The following is a 23,326-nucleotide window of genomic DNA, read 5'->3' as shown; positions in this document are numbered from 1 at the left end:
CGTACCTCGGCCGGTCGATCCGCGGCCGATCTCAGTCGCTCCGGGCGGTCACCGTCCGCCCGATCGACTCCGAGGGCGCGGCCAGTCGCACGGCACACTGCTTGTAGTTCGGCTCGTCGGATCGCGGATCCGTCTCCGGGAGCGTGAGGTCGTTGACCGCCGGGTGGTGGATCGGAAGCCACACCATCCCCTCCGGGATCCGCTCGTCGCTCTCGACGCGAACGGTCAGTGACCCGCGTCGAGAGCGAACGGTCGTCCGACGGTCGGCGTCCTCCTCTGGGATCCGCATCCCGTACTCGGCGACCGTCGAGGGGTGAATCCGGGCGGTCGGCGGCCCGGTCTCGCCGGTTCGCGTCCGGACGCCGGTGTTGTACGCGTCGGGCCGGCGGGCCGTCGTCAGCGTCAGGGGGAACTCCTCGTCGATCGGTTCGGCCACCTCGTGGTGGACGCCCGTGGAGAACCGCGCACACCCGGACGGCGTCTCGAACGACCAGCCGTCGCGTGTCCGGTAGCGATAGCCGCTCGCGCTGGTCTCGTCCGGAGCGGGCCAGCGCACGGCGAGATCGGTCTCGAGGCGCTCGTAGCTGATGCCCGAGCAGTCGGCGGGCGTGCCGGCGGTGAGCGCGCGGAACTCGTCGAACACGTCCGCGGGCTCGAGCGGCGGCCGATCGAACGCCTCGGGGGCGAGTTGCCGGCCGATCGCTCCGATGACGTCGAGATCCGAACGGACGCCCGAGGGGGTGTCGGTCGCGGGCCGGACCCGCGAGACGGTCCGCTCCATGTTCATCGCGGTCCCCGCGGACTCGCCCCAGGTCGCCGCCGGAAGGACGACGTCCGCGAGCGCGGTAGTCTCGGTGTGGAAGGCGTCCTGAACGACGAGGAACGTCTCCTCGAACGCCGTTCGAGCAGTCGAGGCGTCGGGCAGGCCGACGACTGGGTTGGTCGCCACGGCGTAGCAGGCCTCCACGTCGCCGGCGGCCATCGCCTCGGCGATCCCGACCGGACCGGGCCCCGCGTCGGCGGGCAGACGCTCCTCGGGGACGTTCCACGCCCCGGCGACGGTCCGGCGGTGTCCGGGGTCCTCGAACTCGCGGTGGCCGGGCCAGGTCCCCTTCGAGGAGCAGACCCGCGTCCCCATCGAGTTCGCCTGGCCCGTCAGCGAGAACGGACCCGTACCCTCGCCCATGTTCCCGGTCGCGAGACAGAGATCGATCAGCGCGCCCGCGGTCGCCGTTCCCTGAGTGTTCTGGTTGACGCCCATCCCCCAGTAGACCAGCGTCCGCTCGGAGAAGGCCTCGGCGAGCGCGTCGACGGTCTCGAGGGAGACGCCCGCCGCAGCGGTCGCCTCGTGTGCGTCCGGGAGCGTCGAGCGAAGCGCGTCGAACCCCTCGGTGTGTCGGCCGACGAACCCGCGGTCGATCCCGTCGGTCTCGACGAGACGCGCGAGCACCGCGCGTGCGAGTGCGAGGTCCGTGCCGGGCTCCGGGCGGACGTGGAGGTCGGCGTGATCCGCGGTCTCGCTCTCGACTGGATCGACGACGATCAGTCGGCTGTCCTCGCTCTGTTGGCGGATCCACCGGAAGAGTACCGGATGAGCGGCGACGGGGTTGGCCCCCCAGATCAGGTGGACGTCGGCCTCGTCGATGTCGGCGTACGTCGGCGGCGGTCCGTCGCTCCCGAACGCGTCGTAGTAGGCGGTGACGGCGCTCGCCATGCAGAGGGTGGTGTTGGCGTCGTAGTTGCGGGTACCGATCGCGCCGCGGGCGAGCTTTCCCAGCAGGTATGCGGCCTCGTTGGTCTGCTGGCCGCTTCCGAGTACCGCGACCCGGTCGGGACTCTCGAGGTGGGTCCCGAGCGCAGCGGCGGCGATCCCGAGCGCCGTGTCCCAGCTGGTCGGGACGAGTTCGCCGTCCTTGCGGACGAGCGGGCGTGTGAGCCACTCGCCGTCGGGTTCGGCCGTCTCGCGGATCCCGCGCTGGCAGGCCAGCCCCCGGTTGACCGGGTGGGCAGGGTCGCCCCGGACGGACGCGAGCCCGTAGCCCCGGTCGACGCGGTGATGGACGTGTCCGCAGCCGACGGCACAACGCATACAGGTGGTCGGGACCGGCTCGCTCATTTGCACACTCTATCTGGACGTTCGATCACGATCGATTCAATAGAGCGACCGATCGTCGTTGCTTTCATGCATCATTAGTTGGATAGTGGGAGTAAAAGGCTGGTCCTTGAATGGTTCGAGAACCACTAATGATCCTTTAGGGGCCGTCGGCTCACGCGGGCTCGATCGCGATCACACTCCCGTAGGCGAGATACGCGAGCTCCTCGCCCGCCTCGTCGTAGAGGACGAGCCCGTAACCCAACTCCTCGAACCCCCAGCACTCCATCCGCATCGGCTCCTCGTTCGGGGGAACGGTGTAGCTCGCGACCATCGGCGTCTCGAAGGTCGTCGGGCCGGCCTCGCGGAGCGCCGCGACCTCGTCCTCGATCTCGCGAAGGGAGTACTGTCGTTTCTTCCCCCGTCCGCTGCGCTCGCGGCCACGTTTGGTGTCGGCCAGACGTCTCGCAGGCGCACCGAGAGCTTAGCGTTCGCTCTCCAAGTACGCCATCGCGGCCTCGTCGGGTACCTGGTCGAACGATTCGTAGAACCGGCCTACGGCGCCGAAGTTCGAAGGGGTGATGACGGCGATCACCTCGTCGGCCTCCTCGCGGAGCGACTCGACGACGTCCGGTGGGGCGACGGGGACGGCGACGATCACCCGCTCGGCGCCGGCTTCGCGGGCCTGGCGGACGCAGGCGATCGTCGTCGCGCCGGTGGCGATCCCGTCGTCGACGACCAGCACCGTTCCGCCTATCGTCGCCGGGGCGGGTTCGCCGCGGTAGCGTTCGCGCTTCTCGCGCGCGTTCTCCGCCTCGCGTTCGGCAGTCCGTTCGACGTACGACGCGTCGACGCCGAGCCGGTCGATCAGCGTCTCGTTGAGCCATCTCGAGCCGTCGGCAGCGACCGCGCCGATCGCGAGTTCGGGGTTGGTCGGCGAGCCGAGCTTCCGGGCGACGACCACGTCCAGCGGGAGATCGAGCGCGTCGGCGACGACCCGCGCGACCGGGAGCCCGCCGCGAGGCACCGCGAGCACCGCGTCGGCGGCGACGTCGCGGCGTTGGAGCAGCGCGGCGAGCCGCTCGCCCGCGTCGGTCCTGTCGTCGAACGAGGAGAACGAGGTGGTCATGACGGATCGGGTAGCGTGTCGTACAGTCCCACGGATATTCAATGGTGGGTGCGTGGTCGTTACTTTTGCGCCTCCGGCCCCTCTTGGAGGTATGGAGGTGAACTGCGAGGGGTGTGCCGGCTGCTGCATCGACTGGCGGCCGCTCGATCCCGACGGCGCGGACCACGAGCGCCGCGGACCCCGCCGTCCGCTCGACGACGTCTACAACCTCGTCCCGCTGACCCGTGACGACGCACGTTCGTTCCTCGAACGGGGGCTGGCCGACGCCATGACGCCGCGGCTCTGGGAGACCGACGCGGGCGTCGAGATCGACGGAGTCACGCTCGCGGCGATCGACGGCCAGCCGGCGTTCTTCCTCGGACTCAGAAAACCCCCGAAACCCGTCGGCCCCTTCGACCGGTCGCCCTCGTGGCTCCCGACCTGTGCCTTCCTGGATCCGGTTACGCTCCAGTGTCGGATCCATGACTCCGAGGTCTATCCCGAGGAGTGCGCGGAGTATCCCGGACACAACCTCGCGCTGGAGATGGAGACCGAGTGCGAGCGGGTCGAACGGCGTTTCGGCGGCGACCGACTGCTCGACGATGAGGTACCGGAGTCGCTGTCCGGACTGTTGCTCGGTCCACAGGCGATCGGACAGAAGGTGTTCACCCACCCCCGTCCCGATCGGTTGGACGGCGTCGTCGAGCGCGTCAGGGAGGACCGGCTGACCGACGCCGACCGCGCGGAGTTCGTCGCCGCGGCGGTCTCGGCGAGTCCGGGAACGACTCGCCACAACGAGGAGGCGTTCGAGCGGGCCTACGATCGAACCCTCGAAACGAGCTCGTGGGTCGGGGAAGCGATCGAGGAGTGGGAGTCCCGCGCCGGAGACGCCGAGCCGGATCCGACGACGGCCGAACGGGTGGAGGGAGACCGGAATGCACCCCCCACCCCCGGCTGGGACGACGCCTGAGCGACGATCTTCAGCGGTCCGAAACGAGCTGTCGAACGTTCGTGTCGACGCGACCTCTCGAACCCGAGGATCGTCGTGCCATCGAGTACCGCGGCCATGGCCGGCGTCACCGGTCGTGCTGACGACGGTGACAGCGGCGTGGACGTCAACGGCGACCGACGAGGTCGAGGGGACCGATCGAGGACTCAACGACTAAGACGCGCTCGCCCTACCACCGGGACATGCGCGTGTCGGTGACGGGAGCGACCGGGTTCGTCGGGGAGCGACTGATCGAGCAGCTCGCACACTGGCTGCCGGTGATGATCACCCCGCGCTGGGTCCGAACCGACTGTCAGCCCATCGCCATCGGCGACGTGATCGCCTCCCTCGTCGACGTCCTCGAGGCCCCCGAGAGCACCGACGAGACGTTCGAGACCGGCGGCCCGGAGGTGGGGAGCTCCCAGACGATGATGTACCGTACGTCGGAGCCGCTCGGGAAGCGCCAGTACATCGTTCCCGTACTGACGCCGAAGCTCTGGGCGTACTGGCTGGACCTGGTGAATGACGTGCCTTGCGACGTCGCCCAGCCGCTCGTCTCGGAACTGAGGAACTCGGTCGTCGTCTCCGACCAGCGGATCCGCGACCTCCTTCCCATCGATCTCACTCCCTTCGAGACCGCCGTATCTCGTGCGCTCGAGGGTGACGGAGCGGAATGAACGAACCCGACTACGGCGACACCTGGGTCTACGAGAGCATCGTCAGCGCCCTCCCGGGGATCGAGCTCTCGAACTGGACCGCGGTCGTGTTACAGCTCGGACTGTTCCAGGTCGGCGTGCTCGTGTTCGCGGCGATCTACGACCTCTGGTCGGCGGCGTTCGCCGGCACCGCTGCGGTCGCCGTCGCCGCGGGCGGCAGCGTCGTCATGCTCCGCCTCGGCGAGCTCGTCCGATCGACCTCGGTTTCCTCCGTCTACCGACGGATGCTGTTCGGCTCGAGCATCGAGGTGGTGTTGAGCGTGCTCGCGTTCATCGCGCTGATCACCCAGCTGTTCGTCGTCGATCCCCGGCAGTCGGCGACCCCGCTGGTCACCGAGCTGTTCGGGCCCGAACCGCCGATGGTGGTGGTCTATCTCGCGCTGCTGGTGCTCTGGGACCTCTGTTATCGTATCGGAACCAGTTGGTGGATCACCGTCGTCTCGCTGTGGCGGGCGGTACGGTCACCCGTCGACGAGGAGACCGCCGCGACGCTCCGGCGCGTCGACCTGCTCAACGTCGCGTTCGCGGCGTTACAGCTCCTGCTGGTTCCGTTCGTCCTCTCGCACCCGACGTTGGTCGTCGCGCTCGTAGGACACGTGTCCGCGGTGTCGATCGGGTCGGCACTCTCCTATCTGATCGGGCGGCGCTGAGCTACTCCGCCTTCATGCGTTCGAACTGGTCGAGGAGTGCCTCCGTCGAGTCGCCGGAGTCGAACTCGAGCGTTCCACGGTATTCCGTGCGCTCGTCGTCGAAGTCGGTCTCGACGGTCGTGCTTTTCTTTTCCCGGCGCTCGTGTTCGTCCTCGTCATAGGCACCCATTGACATGGTAACTACACACTCACATTGGAAATCCCAGTTTATCAATGTAACGGGCGTACACGTTCCTCGGGACGCAAGGCTGAACCCGGTCGCCCCCCTGAGATGAGTCGTGGCCCGCCCCCTTCGCTTTCGACGCTCTCCGCAGTCCTGGGATCTCGACCGAGTCCACCGTGACCTCCTTCGCCCGCTCGACGACGCGCTCGGCGCACGCTGCTCGCGTCCCTGGTACCGCTCGGGAGGCGACTACGACGCCCGACGGTTCGACATGGACAACGGCGACACCGCGCTGTTCGCCTGGAACGACGACGGCGCCTACTGGCTCGGCAACACCGAGACCCCGAGCACGCTCTGGCGCACCGAGAAGTACACGTTCGACGAGGTCCCCTACCCCATCGCCCGGTGGGCCCAGCGCGAACTGCTGGCCGAGCTCCGCGAGGACGAGCCGTGGCTCGCCGACTACCCCCATCTCGCGTGGTTCTTCCTGCCCGTCTTCTGCTCGAAGGACGGCCGCGATTCGACCCGGGAGTTCTTCCGCGACCACGCCGCGGGCTTTCCCGACGCCGACCGGAAGGAGGCCTGCGGGTTCTACGAGTCGGTGCTCCGACCCGGGATCCTCGATCGGTATCGATACGTCATGGCGAGCAAGCTCGGCACCAGCGAACAGTTCGACCGCGTCCGCATGAGCGCGACGATGAGTGAGTTCACCGTCGCGCATCTCCTCACCGCATCGGGCTACGCGATCACCCCTGAGATCGAGGTGACGACGGGTCACTCGATCGACTTCCGGGCCGATCGGCCCGACGTCGACGGCGAGGGACTCCTGGTCGAGGTCACCCGCCCGCTGCCGCCGACCCGCAGGGCGGCGAACACCGCCGTCGCCGCCGTCCGCGAGACCGCCGAGACCAAGACCACCGGCCAGCTCGAACGTCACGGCGGCGGCGTCACGCTGCTGGTCGACTGCTCGTCGTTTCGCGACGACGAGTGGGCCCAGCTCAAGGGCGAGCAGCCGGGTGTTCGCCACCGGCCCGCGGCCGTCTTTCGGGCGCGGCCCTCCGGACGGTTCGAGGCCTACTCGAAGGGGTCGCTCCCGCTGGACCTCGACCCGGTCGTGTCGTGGGTGTAGGTGATCCGAAGCGACTAAGGTTCGATTCGATCTAAACCCGCCGATGAGCGAGGGGTCTGATCGGCAGGCGTTCGCCCGTGCCTCGTGGGCGAACGTGCTCGGCAACGCGGCGAAGATCGTCGTCGAGGGAGCCGCTGGACTGCTGTTCGGCAGCGTCGCGCTGGTCGCGGACGCCGCCCACTCCGTTGCGGACCTCGTCGCGAGCGTCGTCGTGCTGGTCTGGGGCGACAGCTCCTTTGTCGGCCCGGACACCACCCATCCGCACGGCCACGACCGGGTCGAGCCGCTGACCGCGCTGTTCGTCGGGGCGGTGATCGTCGTCCTCGGCCTCAACCTGTTCTACGAGTCGGTCGGGGGGCTCGTCTACGGGACCGCGATCCGCTTCAGCTACCTGCTGTTGGTCGCGCTCGGGTTCGCGATCGTCGACATGTATCTCGTCTACCGTTACACCGAGCGGGTGAACGCCGTCCTCGACTCGACGGCGCTCTCCGCGCTCGCGAAGGACTGTCTCAACGACATCTACACCTCGGTGGCGGCGGTCGTCGGCGTCCTCGGAGTCCTGTTCGGCGTTCCCGTCCTCGACCCGCTCGCGGGCGCGCTCGTCAGCCTGCTCGTGGTCTATCAGGGGGTCGAGATCGGCCGCGAGAACGTCGCGTACCTCGTCGGCGCCGCCCCGCCGGCAGAACGCCGCGAGGAGATCGACGAGACGCTTCGATCCCACCCCGCCGTCGAGGGGATCCACGACCTGACCGTCTTCTACGACGGTACGGTCCTGGAGGTCGAAGCCCACGTCGAGGTCGATGGGGAACTCACCCTGCACGAGGCTCACGACATCGAGACCGAACTCATCGAGCGGCTTCGGACGACCGACTCGGTCGGCGATGCCCACGTCCACCTGGATCCGGCGGGGATCGGCGAGTGGAAGGACGCGATCGAGTGAACGGGCAGTCTGACCGACTGATCGACGTCGACCGCCCGATCGGGGATCGAAACGCCGAGCGACCATTCGACGTGCGCGGCGTTCGGCGTCGGCTGCGGGAAACGAGTCGGGAACGAGGGGTCGGAAACGAGAGGCCGGGAAACGAGGGATCGTCAGAACGAGACCGGGGGCTGGCCGTCACAGCCGGGCGGGGTCGGATCCCGATCGCTGTAGCCCACCCGTCCGATCGCCGCGCTACTCAGTCCAGTGTACACCGCGTAGCGGGCCTCCTCCGCGGACTCGAACGTCTCCTGTCCCAGCACGCTCAGGGCGTCCTCGACGGTCTGGGATCCGTCCGCGAGCTGGAGCTCCTCCTGGCCGTAGCTCTCTATCAGTTCGCCGGTCGTAGTCGGGTACGCGTGTTCGTCGAAGAGCGCGTTCGTGCTCGTGTACACCATCTCACCCGAATCGACACCGACGATGATTATAATGGTTTTCCATATACGTCCTTTGACCGTTCTAGGCATATAATGGAACTCTCTTTGCGTCGCTCCGCGTAGCGGGGGACATGCCGTACGCCGACCTGCACGTTCATACGACCGCCTCGGACGGAGCGATGCCGCTGTCGGCCGTACCTCGGGCCGCCCGGACGGCCGACGTGCAGGTCGTCGCGATCACGGATCACGACCGTCCCCATCCCGGTCTAGGGGCGCCGGTCAGCCGACGTGACGGGATCGATCTGATCCGCGGAATCGAGCTTCGGGTCGACCCCGCCGAGGGAGACGCTATCGATCTGCTGGGTTACGGCGTCCGCGAGACGGCCGAACTCGATGCGCTGGTCGATCGGATCCAGCGAAACCGGATCGAGCGTGGCGGGGAGATCGTCGCGCGCGTCGAGGACCGACTCGGGATCGACCTCGCGCTCGAGGCGACGCCGGGGCTCGGCCGACCCCACGTCGCCCGAGCGATCGACGAACATCCGGAGTCGGGCTACGACTACGAGACGGCGTTCGCCGAACTGATCGGGGCCGACGGACCGTGTTACGTCCCGCGCGAGATCCCGAGCTTCGATCGGGGAGTCGCGACGCTCCGCGAGTCGTGCGCGCTCGTCGGTCTCGCCCACCCGTTCCGATACCGCGATCCCGAGTCGGCGCTCGCACTCGCGGCCGACCTGGACGCAGTCGAGCGGTTCTACCCCTACGGTCGGCCCGTCGACACCGACGTGCTGGATCGGGCCATCGAGGAACACGGACTGATCGCGACGGGCGGCAGCGACGCACACGACGACCGCCTCGGCCGCGCGGGACTGAGCGAGACGGCGTACGGGGCCGTCGAGGCGCGGCTGCCGTAAACGGAGGCTTCAACCGTCCACGCCACGTAGCTCGGGTATGCGCTGTCACTACTGCGACCGCGAAGCGGCCGTCAGCGCGGAGTCGGACGGGGTCCGGGTCGGGCTCTGCGAGGAACACTTCCAGGGCCGACTCGAGGAGCTCGCCGAGTCCGAGGAGCTGGCCGAACTCCAGAGCCGGCTCGACGTCGATCGGGAGCGGTGAACGCCGCTCGCGTCCTCCACGACGACCCGCGGACCACGTGTGGCTGACAGCTCCGCGATAGACCGATCTGAGCCGGGGGCCGCCCTCAGTTCTATGGCGGTCGACCCCCTTGGAGCGGGTATGGCGCTCTCGCTTCCGCCGATCGGTCTCGGGACCTCGAACAACGACGACCCCGAGGAGTGTGCTGCCACGGTCGCCGACGCCCTCGAGATGGGCTACCGTCACGTCGATACCGCACAGACGTACGGTAACGAAGCCGCCGTGGGCGACGGGATCGAGCGGGCCGACGTCCCCCGCGAGGAGTGCGTCATCGCGACCAAGATCGCTCCCGATAAGCTCGACGGAACGGACGTCTACGAGTCCGCTCGCCAGAGTCGCAACCGGCTGGGGGGATCGATCGACCTGCTCTACGTCCACTGGCCGACGAAGTCCTACTCCCCGACGGACACCCTCTCCGCGTTCGACCAGCTCCGGAAGGGTGACGTCACCCGTCACGTCGGCGTGAGCAACTTCACGCCCGCGCTCCTCGAGGAGGCCCGCGGGACGCTCGAGTCGCCGATCGCCGCCCATCAGGTCGAGTGCCATCCGCTGCTCCAGCAGCGCGAGCTCCGCGAGGACGCCCGCGAGCACGACTACACGCTGGTCGCGTACTGTCCGATCATGCGCGGGGAGGTGGCCGACGTCCCGGAGATTCGCGAGATCGCCGATCGGCGCGGCGTCACGCCCGCGCAGGTGAGTCTCGCGTGGCTCGCCGGTCTCGAGAACGTCGTCGCCATCCCGAAGGCAACCGGCGAGCGCCACCTCCGGGAGAACCTCGCGGCGGCCGACCTCAAGCTCGGCGAGGAGGAACGCGAGCGGATCGAGGGGATCGAACCCAGTCGCGAGCGCCGACTGATCGACCCCGAGGACGCCCCATGGTGAGGGCGGTCCGGGCCCCGCCTCGGCTGGTGTACGACGGCGGCTGTGGCTTCTGTCGATGGTGTGCGGAGTACGCCGACGCGCGGGGCGTCTTCGAGCTCGTCGAGTTCGACGAGCTCACGCCGGACCAGCGCGCCCGGCTGCCCGCCGACTACGCGAACTGCGTCCACCTGCTGACAGACGACGCGGTGTTCTCCTGTGGCGCGGCCGTCGAGGAGGTCCTCGCCCGCCTGGGCTCGCCCGAACGAACCGCCGTCCGGCTGTTTCGCCTGCTCCCCGATCGTGAGCCGCTTCGCGAGTCGCTCTACCGCACGGTCGCGGACCATCGAGCGCTGTTCGGCCGGTTTCGATCGCGATAGCCCGTCCCATCGATCGGACGGAACGGTCCGGGAGGAGAGCCGCGACGGCGAGCGTTTCAGTCCGCGGCGGCCGACTCCGCGTCGGCGGCGGCCGACTCCGGGCGGAGGTCGTTCACGTACTCGACGAAGTTCTCGAAGACGAGCTTCGCCTGACAGGCGGCGTCGTAGTTCTCCTCGGTGATGCCCTCGAGAACCCGTCGGCGACGTTCCTCCGTGATCGGCTTGCGCCGGGTGAGCGACTCCGCGGTCTCCAGGTCGTACTCGGGGTGGAACTGCACGCCGAAGACGCGGTCCTTCCGGAAGCCGTGGTTCGAGTACTCGTTCTCGGCGAGCGCCTCGGCGTCCGGCGGGAGGGCGGTCACGGCGTCGGAGTGGGTGGTGAAGGCGAGAAATCGTTCGTCGATCCCCTCGAACAGCGGCGACTCCCCGGTCCGCCTGATCTCGTTGTAACCGATCTCGTAGCTCCCCATCCCCTTGACGGTGCCGCCGAGCACGTCCGCGAGCAGCTGGTGACCGTAACAGACGCCGAGGAACGGAAGGCCGTGATCGACGGCCTCGGCGATCCACTCCTTCAGCGAGCCGATCCAGGGCTCGTCCCAGTAGACCGACGAGCGCGAACCGGTGACGACCGCACCATCGAGGTCGAAGGTTTCGGGAAGTTCGCCGGAGGTGACGTCGAACTCCACGAGCTCCGCGTCGAGCTCGCGCCGGAAGTTCCGTTTCGTGTCCCGCTCGTTGTGAGAAGCATCGAGAACTGCAATACGGGGCCGATTCATCGTGTGATGACAAGGGCGAGGACTTAAAGGACGTTACGGTATCGTGTGACACTTGCCGGTCCTACCGACGACCCTTCGTAGGAGATCTCGCGGTCGCCTACGTCACCAACGGGATCCGCGACGAGGTCGAACACGGAATGTGCGTGCACGCGGTCGCCGACGCCGTCCGGACCGCGTTCACGTAGTCTCCGTCCCGTCCTCGAGGTGGGCCGCGAGGCGGTCGTTCACCGGTCGAGATCGCTCGATCCAGACGCCGTGGCCCGCCCCCGCATACGTCTCGAACGTCCCCCTCGGCAGTCCGTCGGCGAGCCGCTGGCCGTTCTCGAGGGGGACGATCCGGTCGTCCCGACCGTGAATGACGAGGGTGGGGATCGTCACCTCGTAGAGCCAGTCGCTTGCGTCGAACGCCTCGAACGCGGCGTTCTGTGCCTCCCACCCCGGTCGGTCGGCGTCGCCGCTCGCGCGCCACTCGACGATCCCATCGATCACGTCAGGCTGGTCGGCGAGGAAGTCCGCCGAGAACAGCGCGCCGAGCGACTCGTGAAGTGCGTCGAGGTCGTCACGCGGTGCGAACAGGCGTTCGCGCGGTTCGGACGGGAGTCGGGACCGTGGTCCGCCAGAGCTCGTGCCGATCAGCGTCATCGTCGTCGCTCGGGAGTACTCGCGGGCGTACCGAAGCGCGACCATTCCTCCCAGTCCGGCGCCGACGAGGTGGACACCGTGGGAGCGGTGATCCGCCAACACCGCCTCGAGGTCCGCCGCGAGCATCTCGACCGTGTACGGGCCTTTCGGGGAGCTCGAGCGACCCGTTCCGCGGGCATCGAAGACGAGGACCTCGTAGGGGCCCGCGAGGGCGGCGTGCTGCCAGCCCCACTGCCACGCGCCTAGCCCGAGATCCGGGACGAGGGCGACCGTCTCCCCCTCGCCATCGGCCTCGTAGTACAGCTCCGTCCCGTCGGTTCGCGCGGTCGGCATCAAGGAAGGATACCCGTCCGAATCCGTTAAGCCCGCCGATGGGACGGACCGTTCCCGTATCGCCGCGTCCGTCGACTATGAGTGACGTGTGACCGACGTGAATGAACGATCGTCGAAAATAGACCGAGGGGTTTGTAATGATCGGATCGAAATTCGGTGAAAGATAGACGATGAGCACACGAAATGGGGGTGGGCTAATAGGAGGGGACGACACGAACCGGTTCGTCTACGTCACTGCCGCACTGGCCGCGTTGAACGGGCTACTGTTCGGATTCGACACGGGCGTCATCTCGGGAGCACTGCTCTACATCGGCGAGACGTTCCCGCTGCTCGAGGAGTCGGCCGCGATCGAGGGGATCGTCGTCAGCGGCGCGCTGGTCGGTGCGGCGATCGGCGCCGCTATCGGGGGCCGTCTGGCCGACGTACTCGGGCGTCGCCGGTTGATCCTCGTCGCCGCAGTGATCTTCTTCGTCGGCTCGTTGGGGATGGCGACCGCCCAGAACGTCTGGTGGCTGATCACGGCCCGGATCGTGAACGGCGTCGCGATCGGCTTCGCCTCGATCGTCGGGCCGCTCTATATCTCGGAGATCGCTCCGCCGAGGATCCGTGGCTCGCTCGTCTCGTTCAACCAACTGGCGATCACCAGCGGCATCCTCGTCTCGTATCTGGTGAACTACTCGCTCGCGAGCCAGGGTGCCTGGCGGCTCATGCTCGGGGCGGGGATGATCCCCGCGCTCGTCCTGCTCGTCGGGATGTACTTCATGCCCGAGAGCCCGCGCTGGCTCGTCGGGGAGGACCGTCAAGAGGAGGCGCGGTCGACCCTCGAGCGTATTCGCACCGCGACGGGCGTCGAGGAGGAGATCGAGGAGATCGAGCGCATGGAGGCTCTCGAGGAGGAGGGAATCACGGAGGTGTTCAAGCCCTGGATCCGACCCGCGCTGATCGTCGGAGCCGGACTCGCGGTGTTCCAGCAGGTGACGGGGATCAACACGGTGATCTACTACGCTCCGACCATTCTCGAGTCGACCGGCTTCGGCGGCGTCGCCTCGATCCTCGCCACCGTGGGGATCGGCGTCATCAACGTCACCATGACCGTCGTCGCCGTACTGCTTCTCGATCGTATCGGTCGCAGACCCTTGCTGCTCGCCGGGCTCGGCGGAATGCTGGCGACGCTTCTCGTCCTCGGCGGGGCGTTCTACCTCCCGGGGCTCGGCGGCGTGCTCGGCTACGTCGCGACGGGCAGCCTGATGCTGTACGTCGCCTTCTTCGCGATCGGTCTCGGACCCGTCTTCTGGCTTCTCATCTCGGAGATCTACCCGCTGAACGTCCGTGGGACCGCCATGGGCGTCGCTACGGTCGTCAACTGGCTCGCGAACCTCGTCGTCGCCCAGCTGTTCCCCCAGCTGTTCGATACGATCGGACCGGCGTTGACGTTCTGGCTGTTCGCCGGGTTGACGGCGGGAGCGATCGTCTTCACGCACTACCTCGTCCCCGAGACGAAGGGACGCAGCCTCGAGGAGATAGAGGCCCACCTGCGCGAGACGGCGGTCGGCGACGAGTCGCTATCGATGGCGGAGCGAGCCCCCGACGCCGACGACTGAGACGGGATTCGAAGAAGCGATCACCCGAGCCGTCTCCCTTTCGATCGTTTCCGCTCTGCCTCGCGCTTCGCCTCCTCAATGAACTCCTCCTTGAACCCCTCGGTGAGGTGCGTCTCGGCCCACTCCTCAAGGACGTCGTTGTCGGTCAGCAGCATCCAGCACCCGATGATCAGAAAGGCGGTGACGATGCCGGGCGTACCCATCCAGAGCCCATCTCTAATAAATGTTGGTGAAAGAAGAAAAGACCCATGAGTATGTAAATTATTTGGGACTTTTCCAAAAGAAAGCCAAGTTACAAATGGCATACCGAAACTAAGCAAGACAGCTGGATAAAAGAGAAAACTTAGCAGTGGACCACCCCGAGCGAATATGAAGGCAAAGGAAAAGTATGCGAAACAAGCGACCCCAGCAATTGTAAGGGAACGCCGCCGCAACAAAGTCGCCTCGTAGGTCTCCGAAACAGCTAGCTCAACACCACCCATCAGAAAGTCGAGACTCGCGAAGTAGACGCCCGTGCAAACGATTACTCCGCCGATGACGGTAAGTGCGTGTTCGATCCGCGATTGATCCGCGAATCCGTGGAACGTCGGTGGAAGCGTCATTTCTCACGTCCTCTACGACGCTGCTTCGATCGCATCATCTAGTTGCTTAGTGATACTTTCGAGTAGATATAGAACTTCCTGCCGTTCTACGCCCGGTCCGGAGCGCGAGACCTGACGGTTCATTGCGTCGGCGCTGTTTCGTGCGGCGTTCAGCCGATTATCGATCGAGTGCGTGGGTCGGCGCCGATTCTCGAGGTCGTCAGAGATCGAGTCTAGGCGTCGACGTAGGGTTCGGGCCTGATTTCTCAGCCCGTTCCATTGATCGCTCCTGTTCAGTGAATCGAGTACCGTTTCGAGTGAACGAACGGTCAGAGTCGTTCTGTCGACGTAGTCTTGTTTTGCAAGGACACGGACGGTGGATCGGAATCGATCGGCGTTCATCTCGCCGTTGATCGTGACGACCACGTTGAACTCGCCAGCGATGGCTGGCGACAGCTCGACTTGTACCGGGATGGTTTCGTTTTCGTCGAGACCATCGACGACTGAGGGCGATACACTCGCCGAAATATCGCTCTCGACGTCGACGGTGATCGGATCGGGATGTGCAGGACCGATCACGGAGAGCACCAACTCAGTGCCGACGGTCGCACCCTTCGAAGCCTCGATATCGGCGTCTCCCTGGACGACTATCATCGGCGACATTGGGATAGCCGAGACGGCCGTCTCAAGTGCTTTCATGCGCTCTTCACGTTCTCGATACGCGACGTCAACGGCATCGATGGCGTTGACGAGCGTCGCCGACGAATCCTCCGCCTGTACGTACGCGAGGGTCGACCGGTCGAGTTCGATCCACCGTTGTTCGAGTTCAATGGTCGCTTTCCGATACCCGTTTCTCGCATCGTCGTTCGAACGGTCGATCGGTTGATCCAGGAGCGCGGCCATCGTATCGAACCGCCGGGATTCGAAACGATCCCGTTCGAACGTTCCATCGAGGCGTTCGATCGCGTTCATGATCGCGATCCGATCCTTCCGTTCGGCCGCCGTTCGCAGCGCGGCGAGTTCGTCGAGGATCATTGACTCACCTCCCGTGCGATAGAATCAAAGGCAGCGGGTTCGATGATGGCTTCATTGTGTTGTTTTGCGGTCCACGTGAGGAAGGCGATACCTACGAGAGAAATCGAGACAGTTAGCGCGAGAGAGATTTTTCCAAGTGCTGCTGCACCGATCTTGAGTTTTGTTGCGATTAACATCATAGTAGCTCCGACGGCGAGGCCAGCACCCGTCGCTCCGATACAGATTCCGATGGCAAAGAGGCCAAGGGCTGTAACTGCTGCCCAGAGACCAAGTAAACTAACGTAGTCTGCACCGCCTTCCGCTGCACGCATCCCACCGACGAACACCGCTTCCGATTGCCGGATCTCCTCACAGACCTGCTCGGAGCTCGTCCTCCGTTCCTCGTGCCATTCCCCGTCCAGTGAGCCGTCATCGATCCCGTCCGAAACCGCTCCCATCGCGTCCTCGACCGAGACGTTCACCCCCGGAATCCCGAGGTCGAGGGCGCCGATCGTCACCTGTGAATCGAACTGGAACGACCCGTAGAAGATCCGCTCGATCACCGCAGTGAACTCCTCGCGGATCCGTCCCAGTGCGTCGAGGACGTCCTCCGGGAGATGGTCAATTCCGGATTTGAGCGAGTCGGAGAGCACCGTCTCGCCGACTGATCCGATGTCCTCTCCGTGTGTCTCGATCATCTCCGAGACACGCCGCTCCATCCGAGCGAGCGCGCGGTCGAGCTCTCGACGCCGCGCGAGCGGGAGCAACGACCATCCCGTGATCGAATGGAGGGTTCGGCCGGCCATCGACGCGACGTTCGAGAGGATCGATGCGATCCGCCGCGCCGCCCACCCCATCGACCGGAGCGTTCGACCGAGGATCCGGCCCGCAGCTCTGGCCAGTCCGAGATCGACCGTCGCTCTCGTGATCCGGTGAGTGGGTTCGATCCCGCTTTCGGTCGCCGTCGCGGTGACCTCCTCCGCGAGCACCATCCGTTCCAGCGCCCGCTCGTACTGGGTTCTCGTTTCCGCGTCGGCACGATCGAAGCCGTCGTCGATCTGCTCGAGCAGTCGTTCGGCCCGTCGGTCGATCCGCGCCACGTCCGGGTCGGCGAGGATCCGTCCGGCGTCGGATCGGATCGACTCGATCAGCGTCGTCTTCCTCGCCACGAGTGGGTGCGTCCCCGTTCGATCGGCCCTCGCGTTCGCGAGCGTTCGTCCCTCGCCCTCCTCGAGTTCGTAGTGAACCAGCGTCCCGTCGATCGCGGTCTCGTCGAGATGAACGGCCTCGTCGGCGACGACGTACCGGTCGTACTCGACGCGCGTTCGCGTGCCACTGTAGCGACCCATGACCCGGAACCGATCGGCAGCGGTCCAGCCGCGGCCGTGGTAGTAACTTCGACCTATGCGCTGGCCGTCGACGTACGCGGTGTAGGTGTTCGCGGCGGCGTCGAGGACGACGCGGATCCAGTGCCACCGGCCGTCCTGCAGGTTCCCACGGTAGACGACGTCGCTGCCGCCGAACGTGTTCCGAAACCACATTCCACGTCCCGCGATGCCGTTCGTGAACGCACGAAACCCGCTCGACGCACTGTTCTGATCGTTGAACACGTAAGCGAGGTTCCGACCCGATCGATGTCGCCAGTGGAAGTCGATCGTCAGATCTCCCGCCGTTCGAGGGCGAAAGCCCACGTCGACGCCGCCACGGTCCTCGAGTTCGAGCGCGGAGCCGTTTCCGGTCCGCGAGGCACCCGGGGTTCGCCAGGCGTACCGGTTCGAGACGACCCGGCCGTCCGGTCGAGACTCGGCTTCGACGCCGGTCGGCTGCGTCGTGGACCACGACGCGACCTTGACCGTGGCCGTGCTCATCACGTCCCCGTCCTCCGTCTCCGAATCGTCGATCGGGTTGCCGTAGTCGTCGACCGGTTCGGAAGCGGCGACGAGGCTCGGGCCTCCGACCAGCAGACCGCCGGTGCCGAGCGCACCGCCGTACCGGAGGAATCTCCGCCTGTTCATCACGGACTCGACTGATCGATCCATGACCCGGGCTGTGCCCGTTCGAATATGTAAACGTTCGCGTACTTTCGCAGCGAGAGAACGGTTCGTTACGCGTTCTGAACCTGTCGAAGGATCTCCGGGGCGGACGCGATCGCCTCGTCGAGCTTCTCGGCGTTCGGGCCGCCGCCCTGTGCGAAGTCCGGCGGGCCGCCGCCGCCGCCGCCGACCTGCGCGGCGAGCCGACCGACGACCTCGCCCGCGTTGATCGGAACGCCCTCGGGGACGGCGACGACGAACTGCGCGCCGCCGTCGGCGCTCCCGAGCACCGCGACTTTCCCGTCCTCGACCAGCGCGTTTGCGGTCGCACGGAGCTCGCCGCTGTCGGCGTCGAGTCGCTGGATCACCGCCGTCGTGTCGCCGACGTCGACCTCCTCGCCGTCGCCCGCACGCAGCGCCGCGAGCTCCTCGGTGAGCTCCTCGATCTCCTTGCCGCGCGCCTTCCACTCCTCGAAGAACCGCTCGGCCGTCGCTGGCACCTCAGCGGGCGAGACGTCGAGCACCTCCGCGGCGTCGTAGAGGGCGTCCTCGGTCGCCTGTGTCGCCTCGATGGCCGCCTCGCCCGCCGCGAACGTGAGCCGCTCGACGCCGTCCTGGATGCGCTCGGTCGAGCGGACCTTGATCGCACCGACGTCGCCAGAACGCGAGACGTGGGTGCCGCCGCACGCCTGGACGTCCTCGGCGATGTGGATCAGCCGAATGCGCTCTCCCGGCGGAATCCCCCCCTGGTAGAGGTCGAAGCCGTGTTCGGCCTCGGCCTCGTTTCGGTGGGGCCATTCCTGGCTGACCGAGACGTTGTCGCGGACGAGCCGGTTGGCGATCCGTTCGATCTCCTTCACCTGCTCGCGGGAGATGCGCTCGTAGTGGCGCACGTCCAGCCGCGCGCTCTCGGTTCCCTTCTGGGCGCCGGCCTGGCGGATGTGCTCGCCGAGCACCTGGCGGGTCGCGTGGCCGACGATGTGGGTCGCGGTGTGGTGGACCATCAGACGACGACGGCGGTCGACGTCGATCTGACCGTTGACGAACGCCCCCTTATCGGGCGTCTTCTCGACCCGGTGGAGGACCACGCCATCGCGGTCCTGGACGTCGGTGACGCGGTAGGTGCCGTCCTCGGTCGAGAGCGTGCCGTGGTCGGCCGGCTGGCCGCCGCCCTCCGGGTAGAACATCGTCTGGTCGAGGACGACGTCGACGCCCTCCGCGCGCTCGATCACGTCGATGATCACCGCCTCGAACTGGGTGTTGTTCTGGTCCTCGTAGTAGAGCTTCTCCGTCTCGGGCAGGTCCGCGACGCGCTCGTCGGTCTCCTCGACGTCGCGCATCGCCTCGCCGGCGTCGTGGCGTTGGGCGACCAGCGAGTAGAAGTCGTCGGGTACCTCGACGCTCGCGCCGGCCTCGCTCGCGATCTCCTCGACCATGTCGGGCTGGATGCCGTGGGAGTCGTAGAGCTCGATCAGCTCCTCGGTCGGGATGGGCTCGTCACGCTCGGCGTACTCCTCGGCGAGCTGTTCGACCCGTCGGCCGCCACGTTCGAGCGTCTCGCGGTACTTCTCGACCTCGGTACGAACGATGTCGCGGACCGTATCGCGGTTCTCGTAGCCCAGCCGCTCGGCCTGCATGTCGACCAGCTCGTCGAGCGGCGCGTCCACGCCCACCGTATCGCAGAGGCGTTTCGTCCGCCGGAGCACCATCCGCGCGAGGTAGCCGGTGGCGACGTTCGAGGGGACGATCCCGTCGCCGAGCATGTAGGCCAGCGTCCGACAGTGATCCGCGATCGCGTAGATCACCTCCATCGGCTCCATCAGCGCCTCGAGCTCGTCGACCTCGCGTCCGACGCCCTCGGCGATCGCGCTTCGGGCCTGCTCCATGTCCTCGGCCTCGTCGATGTCCATGTGGCCCGCGAGCTTCGCGGCGTCGTGGAGCAGCTCCGCCTGTTCGGGCGTGTGCTCGATACCGGCGTTGTCCTTCAGGAACTCGATCATGTCGGGGTAGATCGCCTCGTAGACGGTGGGAGTGCCCTGGCTCACCCAGGCCCAGCGCTCGAGCCCGTAACCGGTGTCGACGATGTAGGTGTCCATCTTCGAGTAGCGGTTGCCGTCCTTCATCTCGTACTCGCCGTCTTCGTCCTGCTCCATCGACATGAAGACGAGCGTCGCGAGCTCCACCCCCCTGTAGATCACCTCGATGGCGGGTCCGGCGTTGCCGCCGCCGACCCACGGGTCCTCGATGTAGGTGACCTCCTCGGGATCCGCCCCCATCGAGACGAAGAACTCGTCGCAGTACTCGACGGTCTCGTCCTTCCAGTAGACCTCGCCGTGGTAGGCGTACTCGTCCTCGTCGACCTCCTCGCGCGTGTTGAACGCGTGGTGGGCCATCATCTCGAACGCCATCGTGTGGCGACCCGTCTTGCCGACGTTGTCGATGTCCTGCATCCGGATGCAGGGCTGGGAGATACAGAGCGGGTTGGCCGGTGGCGGGGTCTTCCCGCTGGTGACGAGCGGCTGGAAGTCGTAGATCGATGCCTGGGTGAGCAGGACGTCGTCGCGCCAGCGGTTGGCGGCGACGGGGTAGGGCTCGACGCGCTCGTGGTCGTTCTCCTCGAAGAAGGAGAGAAACGCCTCTCGCATCTCCTCTAGCGTGTACTCGTCCTCGAAGCCGGGGTTCTCGATGAACGAGTAGTCGACACACGGCGGCTCGCCACAGAGCTCCTGGTCGTCGTCGCGACTCCAGAAGTGTGCGCCACAGCTCGGACACTCGCGCCTGCTGAATCCGTTCTCCTCGAAATACTCGAGGCGGTACTCCTGCTCGAGTGCACTCATGGTAGCGTACCTCGCCATGCAGCCGGCAAAAGGGTTGCGCAACGGTCGTTTCGGTCTCGAAGAAAGAGCGGTGATCGGTGGCGTGACGCCGGCTCGTCGCGGATTAGGCCTCGAGCTCGCCGTAGTCGAAGTTCTCGCCGAGCTCCGAGAGCTCGTCGAGCGCGTCCTGCTCCTCTCGCATGTTCTGCTCGAGCAGGTCGGCGGCCTCGTCGTAGCCGGCCTGGTCGGCCAGCGGGGTGAGGTTGCCGTAGGCGGCGATCTCGTAGTGCTCGGACTTCTGTCCGGCGGCGATGTTGAACCGGTTGAGGGCCGCGTCGCTGGGGTCCTTGTTGACGAACTCCTCGTGGGCCTCGATCATCCCCTCGACGACCGGGTCCTCCGCGGCCTCGGGCTCCTGGCCGAGCTGCTCGAACACCTGCTCGAGGCGCTCGACGTGCTTCTGGGTCTCCTCGCGGTGCTCCGAGAAGCCCTGCTGAAGCTCCTCCTGGGTCGACGTGCTCTCGAGCTCCTCGAGTGCGTCGAGCAGTCGCTGCTCGGTGTAGTAGACGTGCTGTAGCCCCTCGACGAGTAGGTCTTCCGTGGAGTCAACGCTCATGATGCGTACGGAACGACCACCGTCATTTCAATAAGCGGCCGGCTTGCGGGAGAGGGGGCGGTGTAGCCACCTTTCGTGGGCCGGGCGGCCGATGCCCGGAGGGCGGAAGATCGCCCGGCGTAGCGACCACCGTTCCCGGCAGTTCACTCCTCGAGCGCGAGTGACGCCAGCAGCGCCTCGAGCTGGATCCGTTCGTTCGCGCCCTCGGTGATCCGGTAGTCGGCCTCGCCGACCCGGTCGAGGGTTCGCACGGCCTGGCGGTCGTCGAGACCGAGGTTCCACACCGAGCGGTGCAGCTGGTCGATGACGTCACCGCCCGAGAGCCCCTTGTTCGAGAGCAGGTCGTCGAGCGTCGCCCGTGCGCCGGTGAAGTCGCCCTCGATCGCGCTCGTGACCATCGCCTCGATCTCCTCGGGACGGGCGGTGCTCGTGATCGTATAGACCGCCTCCTCGTCGACGGTCTCGCCCATCACCGACGCCGCCTGGAGCGCGTTGACCGCTCGTCGCATGTCGCCGTCCGCGGCGTAGACGAGCGCGTCGATCCCCTCCTCGGTCGTCTCGATCCCCTCCGCGTCGGCGATCTCGCGGATCCGGGCGGCGATCGCCTCGTCGTCGATCCCCGAGAACCGGAAGACGGCACACCGCGACTGGATCGGATCGATGATCTTCGAGGAGTAGTTACACGAGAGGATGAAGCGCGTGTTGCTCGAGAACTGCTCCATCGTTCTCCGCAGGGCCGACTGGGCGTCCGACGTCAGCGAGTCGGCCTCGTCGAGGAAGATTATTCTGTACCCGTACCCGCCGAAGCTCGCGCGCGCGAACTCCTTGATTCGCCCCCGAACGACGTCGATCCCGCGGTCGTCGCTCGCGTTGAGTTCGAGGAAGTTCTCGCGCCAGTCCTCGCCGTAGACCTCGCGGGCGATCGCCACCGCACTCGTGGTCTTTCCTACCCCAGCCGGCCCGGAGAACAGGAGATTGGGTAGATCGTCGCGCTCGACGTAGCGCGCGAGCCGCGAGGTGATCTCCTCGTGGCCGACCACGTCGTCGAGCCGGTGGGGCCGGTACTTCTCGACCCAGATCTCGTCGCGACCGGGCGTCGGGGCGGGCGCGCCCTCGGTCTCGCTCATACCCGAGGTGGGCGCGCGCGCGCCATAAACTCCCCGAGACGGCGAGCCGTCCGAACGTCGGAGCGCAACGTCACCCTCGCGGCCGGCAGCTAAGCTATTTCCAGACGGCCGTCCATTCGATCGACATGAGACGCACGATCACGGCTCTGGCGACGCTGCTGGTGGTGACGAGCCTGTTCGCGGGGGTCGCCACGGCCCAGGAGACTCGCAGCGGCGATACGGTCGTGATCGAGGAGGGGGAGACCGTCGACGGCGATCTCACGGCGTTCGCGGGCACCGTCGTGGTCCAGGGCACCGTCGACGGCGACCTGGAGGCGTTCGGCGGCGACGTGTTGGTCGAGGGCGAGGTGACGGGCGACGTCGAGGCCTTCGCCGGCAACGTCCGGGTCACCGGCGACGTCGCGGGCGGCGTCGAGGCCGCAGCGGGCAACGTCGTCATCGCGGAAGGGGCGAGCGTCGGATCGCTCTCGGCTGCAGGCGGCAACGTTGCGGTCGAGGGGCGCGTCACGGGTGACGTCGACGCCGCCGCCGGAAGCGTCACCCTCGGTCCCGCCGCGGTCGTCGAGGGCGACCTCACCTACGGCGGCGAACTGAACCGCCATCCCGACTCGGAGGTCGGGGGCACCATCACCGAGGAGAGCCCCGGCGCGCCCACGCCGATCGGCGAGGTGCCGACGCCGCCCGCGTGGCTCGGTCAGCTCTACTGGAACGTGGTGAACCTCGTCCTCGGGGTGATCCTGCTCGCGGTCCTCCCCCGGTTCTCCGACGGCGTCGCCACCACGGCACGAACGGAGCCGGTCAAGAGCGCCGGGGTCGGTCTGCTCGCGCTCGTGGGGATCCCGATCGCGCTGGTCCTGGTCGCGATCACGGTCGTCGGCATCCCGCTCTCGATCGCGGGCGGGTTCGTCTTCGCGCTGTTGCTGTGGGTCGCGAGCGTCTACGGCCGGTTCGCGGTCGGGACGTGGCTGCTCTCGCTCGTGGACGCGGAGAACCGGTGGGCGGCGCTCGTCGTCGGCCTGCTCGCCGTCCTCGTCGTGGGGCTGGTCCCCTTCCTCGGCGGGCTCGTCGAACTGCTCGTGTTCCTTCTGGGCCTCGGCGCGCTCTCGCTCGCGCTCTACGGACGCTACGGCGACCGGCGTTCGCGTTCCTCCCGATCGAACGGGACGACCGCGACACGCTGAAACCGCTCGCG

At 66.9% G+C, this 23,326-nt stretch carries 24 protein-coding genes; 11 read left to right on the top strand and 13 right to left on the bottom strand.

Annotated features, from left to right (window positions below; all coding sequences use genetic code 11):
* Positions 1-31: 31 nt before the first annotated feature.
* The 3 genes from nasA to V0Z78_RS01710 all read right to left on the bottom strand — a co-directional run bounded on the left by nasA (position 32) and on the right by V0Z78_RS01710 (position 3,221).
* Positions 32-2,116: an assimilatory nitrate reductase NasA gene (nasA, locus tag V0Z78_RS01720; RefSeq protein ID WP_336342892.1), complete on the bottom strand. Its 2,085-nt coding sequence runs from the start codon at positions 2,114-2,116 to the stop codon at positions 32-34.
* 151 nt (positions 2,117-2,267) lie between these two features.
* Positions 2,268-2,426: a hypothetical protein gene (locus V0Z78_RS01715; RefSeq protein WP_336342891.1), complete on the bottom strand. Its 159-nt coding sequence runs from the start codon at positions 2,424-2,426 to the stop codon at positions 2,268-2,270.
* 150 nt (positions 2,427-2,576) lie between these two features.
* Positions 2,577-3,221 (bottom strand): phosphoribosyltransferase, encoded by a 645-nt coding sequence (locus V0Z78_RS01710; protein ID WP_336342890.1) that lies wholly within the window; start codon positions 3,219-3,221, stop codon positions 2,577-2,579.
* Between the two features lie 91 nt (positions 3,222-3,312).
* Between V0Z78_RS01710 and V0Z78_RS01705 the strand changes: the two genes are divergently transcribed.
* From V0Z78_RS01705 to V0Z78_RS01695, 3 genes are all read left to right on the top strand, one after another.
* Positions 3,313-4,170 (top strand): YkgJ family cysteine cluster protein, encoded by an 858-nt coding sequence (locus V0Z78_RS01705; protein ID WP_336342889.1) that lies wholly within the window; start codon positions 3,313-3,315, stop codon positions 4,168-4,170.
* Between the two features lie 221 nt (positions 4,171-4,391).
* Entirely contained in the window at positions 4,392-4,865 is a 474-nt protein-coding gene (locus V0Z78_RS01700; RefSeq protein WP_336342888.1) for a Rossmann-fold NAD(P)-binding domain-containing protein, read from the top strand.
* Positions 4,862-5,554 carry a DUF7530 family protein gene (locus V0Z78_RS01695; protein WP_336342887.1) on the top strand — a complete coding sequence of 231 codons (693 nt, stop codon included), beginning with the start codon at positions 4,862-4,864 and terminating at the stop codon, positions 5,552-5,554. The genes V0Z78_RS01700 and V0Z78_RS01695 overlap by 4 nt, the downstream gene beginning before the upstream one ends.
* Position 5,555: 1 nt before the next feature.
* Here the strand turns inward: V0Z78_RS01695 and V0Z78_RS01690 are convergent, their stop codons facing one another.
* Complete coding sequence (locus tag V0Z78_RS01690; protein ID WP_336342886.1) at positions 5,556-5,729, bottom strand: DUF5786 family protein; 174 nt, start codon at positions 5,727-5,729, stop codon at positions 5,556-5,558.
* 103 nt (positions 5,730-5,832) lie between these two features.
* Between V0Z78_RS01690 and V0Z78_RS01685 the strand changes: the two genes are divergently transcribed.
* Positions 5,833-6,846 carry a DUF5784 family protein gene (locus V0Z78_RS01685; protein WP_336342885.1) on the top strand — a complete coding sequence of 338 codons (1,014 nt, stop codon included), beginning with the start codon at positions 5,833-5,835 and terminating at the stop codon, positions 6,844-6,846.
* A gap of 43 nt (positions 6,847-6,889) precedes the next feature.
* Entirely contained in the window at positions 6,890-7,786 is an 897-nt protein-coding gene (locus V0Z78_RS01680) for a cation diffusion facilitator family transporter (protein ID WP_336342884.1), read from the top strand.
* A 152-nt stretch (positions 7,787-7,938) separates the two neighbouring features.
* Here V0Z78_RS01680 and V0Z78_RS01675 read toward each other — a convergent pair whose 3' ends face one another.
* Positions 7,939-8,223 (bottom strand): DUF5789 family protein, encoded by a 285-nt coding sequence (locus V0Z78_RS01675; protein ID WP_336342883.1) that lies wholly within the window; start codon positions 8,221-8,223, stop codon positions 7,939-7,941.
* Between the two features lie 110 nt (positions 8,224-8,333).
* Between V0Z78_RS01675 and V0Z78_RS01670 the strand changes: the two genes are divergently transcribed.
* From V0Z78_RS01670 to V0Z78_RS01655, 4 genes are all read left to right on the top strand, one after another.
* The gene (locus V0Z78_RS01670; protein WP_336342882.1) at positions 8,334-9,116 is read left to right on the top strand and encodes a PHP domain-containing protein; all 783 of its coding nucleotides are present in this window, start codon (positions 8,334-8,336) and stop codon (positions 9,114-9,116) included.
* A 37-nt stretch (positions 9,117-9,153) separates the two neighbouring features.
* Positions 9,154-9,318, top strand: coding sequence for a DUF6757 family protein (locus tag V0Z78_RS01665; RefSeq protein WP_336342881.1), 165 nt, complete (start codon positions 9,154-9,156; stop codon positions 9,316-9,318).
* Between the two features lie 120 nt (positions 9,319-9,438).
* The gene (locus V0Z78_RS01660; protein WP_336342880.1) at positions 9,439-10,239 is read left to right on the top strand and encodes an aldo/keto reductase; all 801 of its coding nucleotides are present in this window, start codon (positions 9,439-9,441) and stop codon (positions 10,237-10,239) included.
* On the top strand, positions 10,233-10,595 hold the full coding sequence (locus tag V0Z78_RS01655) for a thiol-disulfide oxidoreductase DCC family protein (RefSeq protein ID WP_336342879.1): 363 nt from the start codon (positions 10,233-10,235) through the stop codon (positions 10,593-10,595). Before V0Z78_RS01660 ends, V0Z78_RS01655 begins: the two co-directional genes overlap by 7 nt.
* 56 nt (positions 10,596-10,651) lie before the next feature.
* Here the strand turns inward: V0Z78_RS01655 and V0Z78_RS01650 are convergent, their stop codons facing one another.
* The gene (locus V0Z78_RS01650) at positions 10,652-11,371 is read right to left on the bottom strand and encodes a type 1 glutamine amidotransferase (protein ID WP_336342878.1); all 720 of its coding nucleotides are present in this window, start codon (positions 11,369-11,371) and stop codon (positions 10,652-10,654) included.
* Between the two features lie 177 nt (positions 11,372-11,548).
* Positions 11,549-12,346 carry an alpha/beta fold hydrolase gene (locus V0Z78_RS01645; RefSeq protein ID WP_336342877.1) on the bottom strand — a complete coding sequence of 266 codons (798 nt, stop codon included), beginning with the start codon at positions 12,344-12,346 and terminating at the stop codon, positions 11,549-11,551.
* A gap of 170 nt (positions 12,347-12,516) precedes the next feature.
* On the opposite strand from V0Z78_RS01645, the gene V0Z78_RS01640 reads away from it, so the two are divergent.
* Complete coding sequence (locus tag V0Z78_RS01640; RefSeq protein WP_336342876.1) at positions 12,517-13,947, top strand: sugar porter family MFS transporter; 1,431 nt, start codon at positions 12,517-12,519, stop codon at positions 13,945-13,947.
* Positions 13,948-13,967: 20 nt separating this feature from the next.
* Here the strand turns inward: V0Z78_RS01640 and V0Z78_RS01635 are convergent, their stop codons facing one another.
* The 6 genes from V0Z78_RS01635 to V0Z78_RS01610 all read right to left on the bottom strand — a co-directional run bounded on the left by V0Z78_RS01635 (position 13,968) and on the right by V0Z78_RS01610 (position 22,134).
* Positions 13,968-14,150 (bottom strand): hypothetical protein, encoded by a 183-nt coding sequence (locus V0Z78_RS01635; RefSeq protein WP_336342875.1) that lies wholly within the window; start codon positions 14,148-14,150, stop codon positions 13,968-13,970.
* Positions 14,151-14,561: 411 nt separating this feature from the next.
* Positions 14,562-15,563, bottom strand: a complete 1,002-nt coding sequence (locus tag V0Z78_RS01630; protein ID WP_336342874.1) for a hypothetical protein — start codon at positions 15,561-15,563, stop codon at positions 14,562-14,564.
* The gene (locus V0Z78_RS01625) at positions 15,560-17,581 is read right to left on the bottom strand and encodes a hypothetical protein (RefSeq protein WP_336342873.1); all 2,022 of its coding nucleotides are present in this window, start codon (positions 17,579-17,581) and stop codon (positions 15,560-15,562) included. The genes V0Z78_RS01630 and V0Z78_RS01625 overlap by 4 nt, the downstream gene beginning before the upstream one ends.
* A gap of 65 nt (positions 17,582-17,646) precedes the next feature.
* A complete protein-coding gene (gene alaS / locus V0Z78_RS01620; protein WP_336342872.1) occupies positions 17,647-20,412 on the bottom strand; it encodes an alanine--tRNA ligase in 2,766 nt (921 codons plus the stop codon).
* Between the two features lie 103 nt (positions 20,413-20,515).
* Entirely contained in the window at positions 20,516-21,007 is a 492-nt protein-coding gene (locus tag V0Z78_RS01615) for a YciE/YciF ferroxidase family protein (RefSeq protein ID WP_336342871.1), read from the bottom strand.
* Between the two features lie 143 nt (positions 21,008-21,150).
* On the bottom strand, positions 21,151-22,134 hold the full coding sequence (locus tag V0Z78_RS01610; RefSeq protein WP_336342870.1) for a replication factor C small subunit: 984 nt from the start codon (positions 22,132-22,134) through the stop codon (positions 21,151-21,153).
* 125 nt (positions 22,135-22,259) lie between these two features.
* Here V0Z78_RS01610 and V0Z78_RS01605 point away from each other — a divergent pair, with 125 nt between their 5' ends.
* The gene (locus V0Z78_RS01605; protein WP_336342869.1) at positions 22,260-23,315 is read left to right on the top strand and encodes a bactofilin family protein; all 1,056 of its coding nucleotides are present in this window, start codon (positions 22,260-22,262) and stop codon (positions 23,313-23,315) included.
* Positions 23,316-23,326: the final 11 nt, after the last annotated feature.

This window comes from Halalkalicoccus sp. CG83, from assembly GCF_037081715.1.
Taxonomy (GTDB): domain Archaea; phylum Halobacteriota; class Halobacteria; order Halobacteriales; family Halalkalicoccaceae; genus Halalkalicoccus; species Halalkalicoccus ordinarius.
Note: the sequence above shows the minus strand (reverse complement) of the source record. Positions and strands in the feature narration are given on the sequence as shown.

Bases quoted from the DNA above. Each gene is read 5' to 3' on its own strand.
- nasA (WP_336342892.1), bottom strand. From the start codon at position 2,116: ATGAGCGAGCCGGTCCCGACCACCTGTATGCGTTGTGCCGTCGGCTGC.
- V0Z78_RS01715 (WP_336342891.1), bottom strand. From the start codon at position 2,426: ATGGTCGCGAGCTACACCGTTCCCCCGAACGAGGAGCCGATGCGGATG.
- V0Z78_RS01710 (WP_336342890.1), bottom strand. From the start codon at position 3,221: ATGACCACCTCGTTCTCCTCGTTCGACGACAGGACCGACGCGGGCGAG.
- V0Z78_RS01705 (WP_336342889.1), top strand. From the start codon at position 3,313: ATGGAGGTGAACTGCGAGGGGTGTGCCGGCTGCTGCATCGACTGGCGG.
- V0Z78_RS01700 (WP_336342888.1), top strand. From the start codon at position 4,392: ATGCGCGTGTCGGTGACGGGAGCGACCGGGTTCGTCGGGGAGCGACTG.
- V0Z78_RS01695 (WP_336342887.1), top strand. From the start codon at position 4,862: ATGAACGAACCCGACTACGGCGACACCTGGGTCTACGAGAGCATCGTC.
- V0Z78_RS01690 (WP_336342886.1), bottom strand. From the start codon at position 5,729: ATGTCAATGGGTGCCTATGACGAGGACGAACACGAGCGCCGGGAAAAG.
- V0Z78_RS01680 (WP_336342884.1), top strand. From the start codon at position 6,890: ATGAGCGAGGGGTCTGATCGGCAGGCGTTCGCCCGTGCCTCGTGGGCG.
- V0Z78_RS01675 (WP_336342883.1), bottom strand. From the start codon at position 8,223: ATGGTGTACACGAGCACGAACGCGCTCTTCGACGAACACGCGTACCCG.
- V0Z78_RS01670 (WP_336342882.1), top strand. From the start codon at position 8,334: ATGCCGTACGCCGACCTGCACGTTCATACGACCGCCTCGGACGGAGCG.
- V0Z78_RS01665 (WP_336342881.1), top strand. From the start codon at position 9,154: ATGCGCTGTCACTACTGCGACCGCGAAGCGGCCGTCAGCGCGGAGTCG.
- V0Z78_RS01660 (WP_336342880.1), top strand. From the start codon at position 9,439: ATGGCGCTCTCGCTTCCGCCGATCGGTCTCGGGACCTCGAACAACGAC.
- V0Z78_RS01655 (WP_336342879.1), top strand. From the start codon at position 10,233: ATGGTGAGGGCGGTCCGGGCCCCGCCTCGGCTGGTGTACGACGGCGGC.
- V0Z78_RS01650 (WP_336342878.1), bottom strand. From the start codon at position 11,371: ATGAATCGGCCCCGTATTGCAGTTCTCGATGCTTCTCACAACGAGCGG.
- V0Z78_RS01645 (WP_336342877.1), bottom strand. From the start codon at position 12,346: ATGCCGACCGCGCGAACCGACGGGACGGAGCTGTACTACGAGGCCGAT.
- V0Z78_RS01640 (WP_336342876.1), top strand. From the start codon at position 12,517: ATGAGCACACGAAATGGGGGTGGGCTAATAGGAGGGGACGACACGAAC.
- V0Z78_RS01635 (WP_336342875.1), bottom strand. From the start codon at position 14,150: ATGGGTACGCCCGGCATCGTCACCGCCTTTCTGATCATCGGGTGCTGG.
- V0Z78_RS01630 (WP_336342874.1), bottom strand. From the start codon at position 15,563: ATGATCCTCGACGAACTCGCCGCGCTGCGAACGGCGGCCGAACGGAAG.
- V0Z78_RS01625 (WP_336342873.1), bottom strand. From the start codon at position 17,581: ATGGATCGATCAGTCGAGTCCGTGATGAACAGGCGGAGATTCCTCCGG.
- alaS (WP_336342872.1), bottom strand. From the start codon at position 20,412: ATGAGTGCACTCGAGCAGGAGTACCGCCTCGAGTATTTCGAGGAGAAC.
- V0Z78_RS01615 (WP_336342871.1), bottom strand. From the start codon at position 21,007: ATGAGCGTTGACTCCACGGAAGACCTACTCGTCGAGGGGCTACAGCAC.
- V0Z78_RS01610 (WP_336342870.1), bottom strand. From the start codon at position 22,134: ATGAGCGAGACCGAGGGCGCGCCCGCCCCGACGCCCGGTCGCGACGAG.
- V0Z78_RS01605 (WP_336342869.1), top strand. From the start codon at position 22,260: ATGAGACGCACGATCACGGCTCTGGCGACGCTGCTGGTGGTGACGAGC.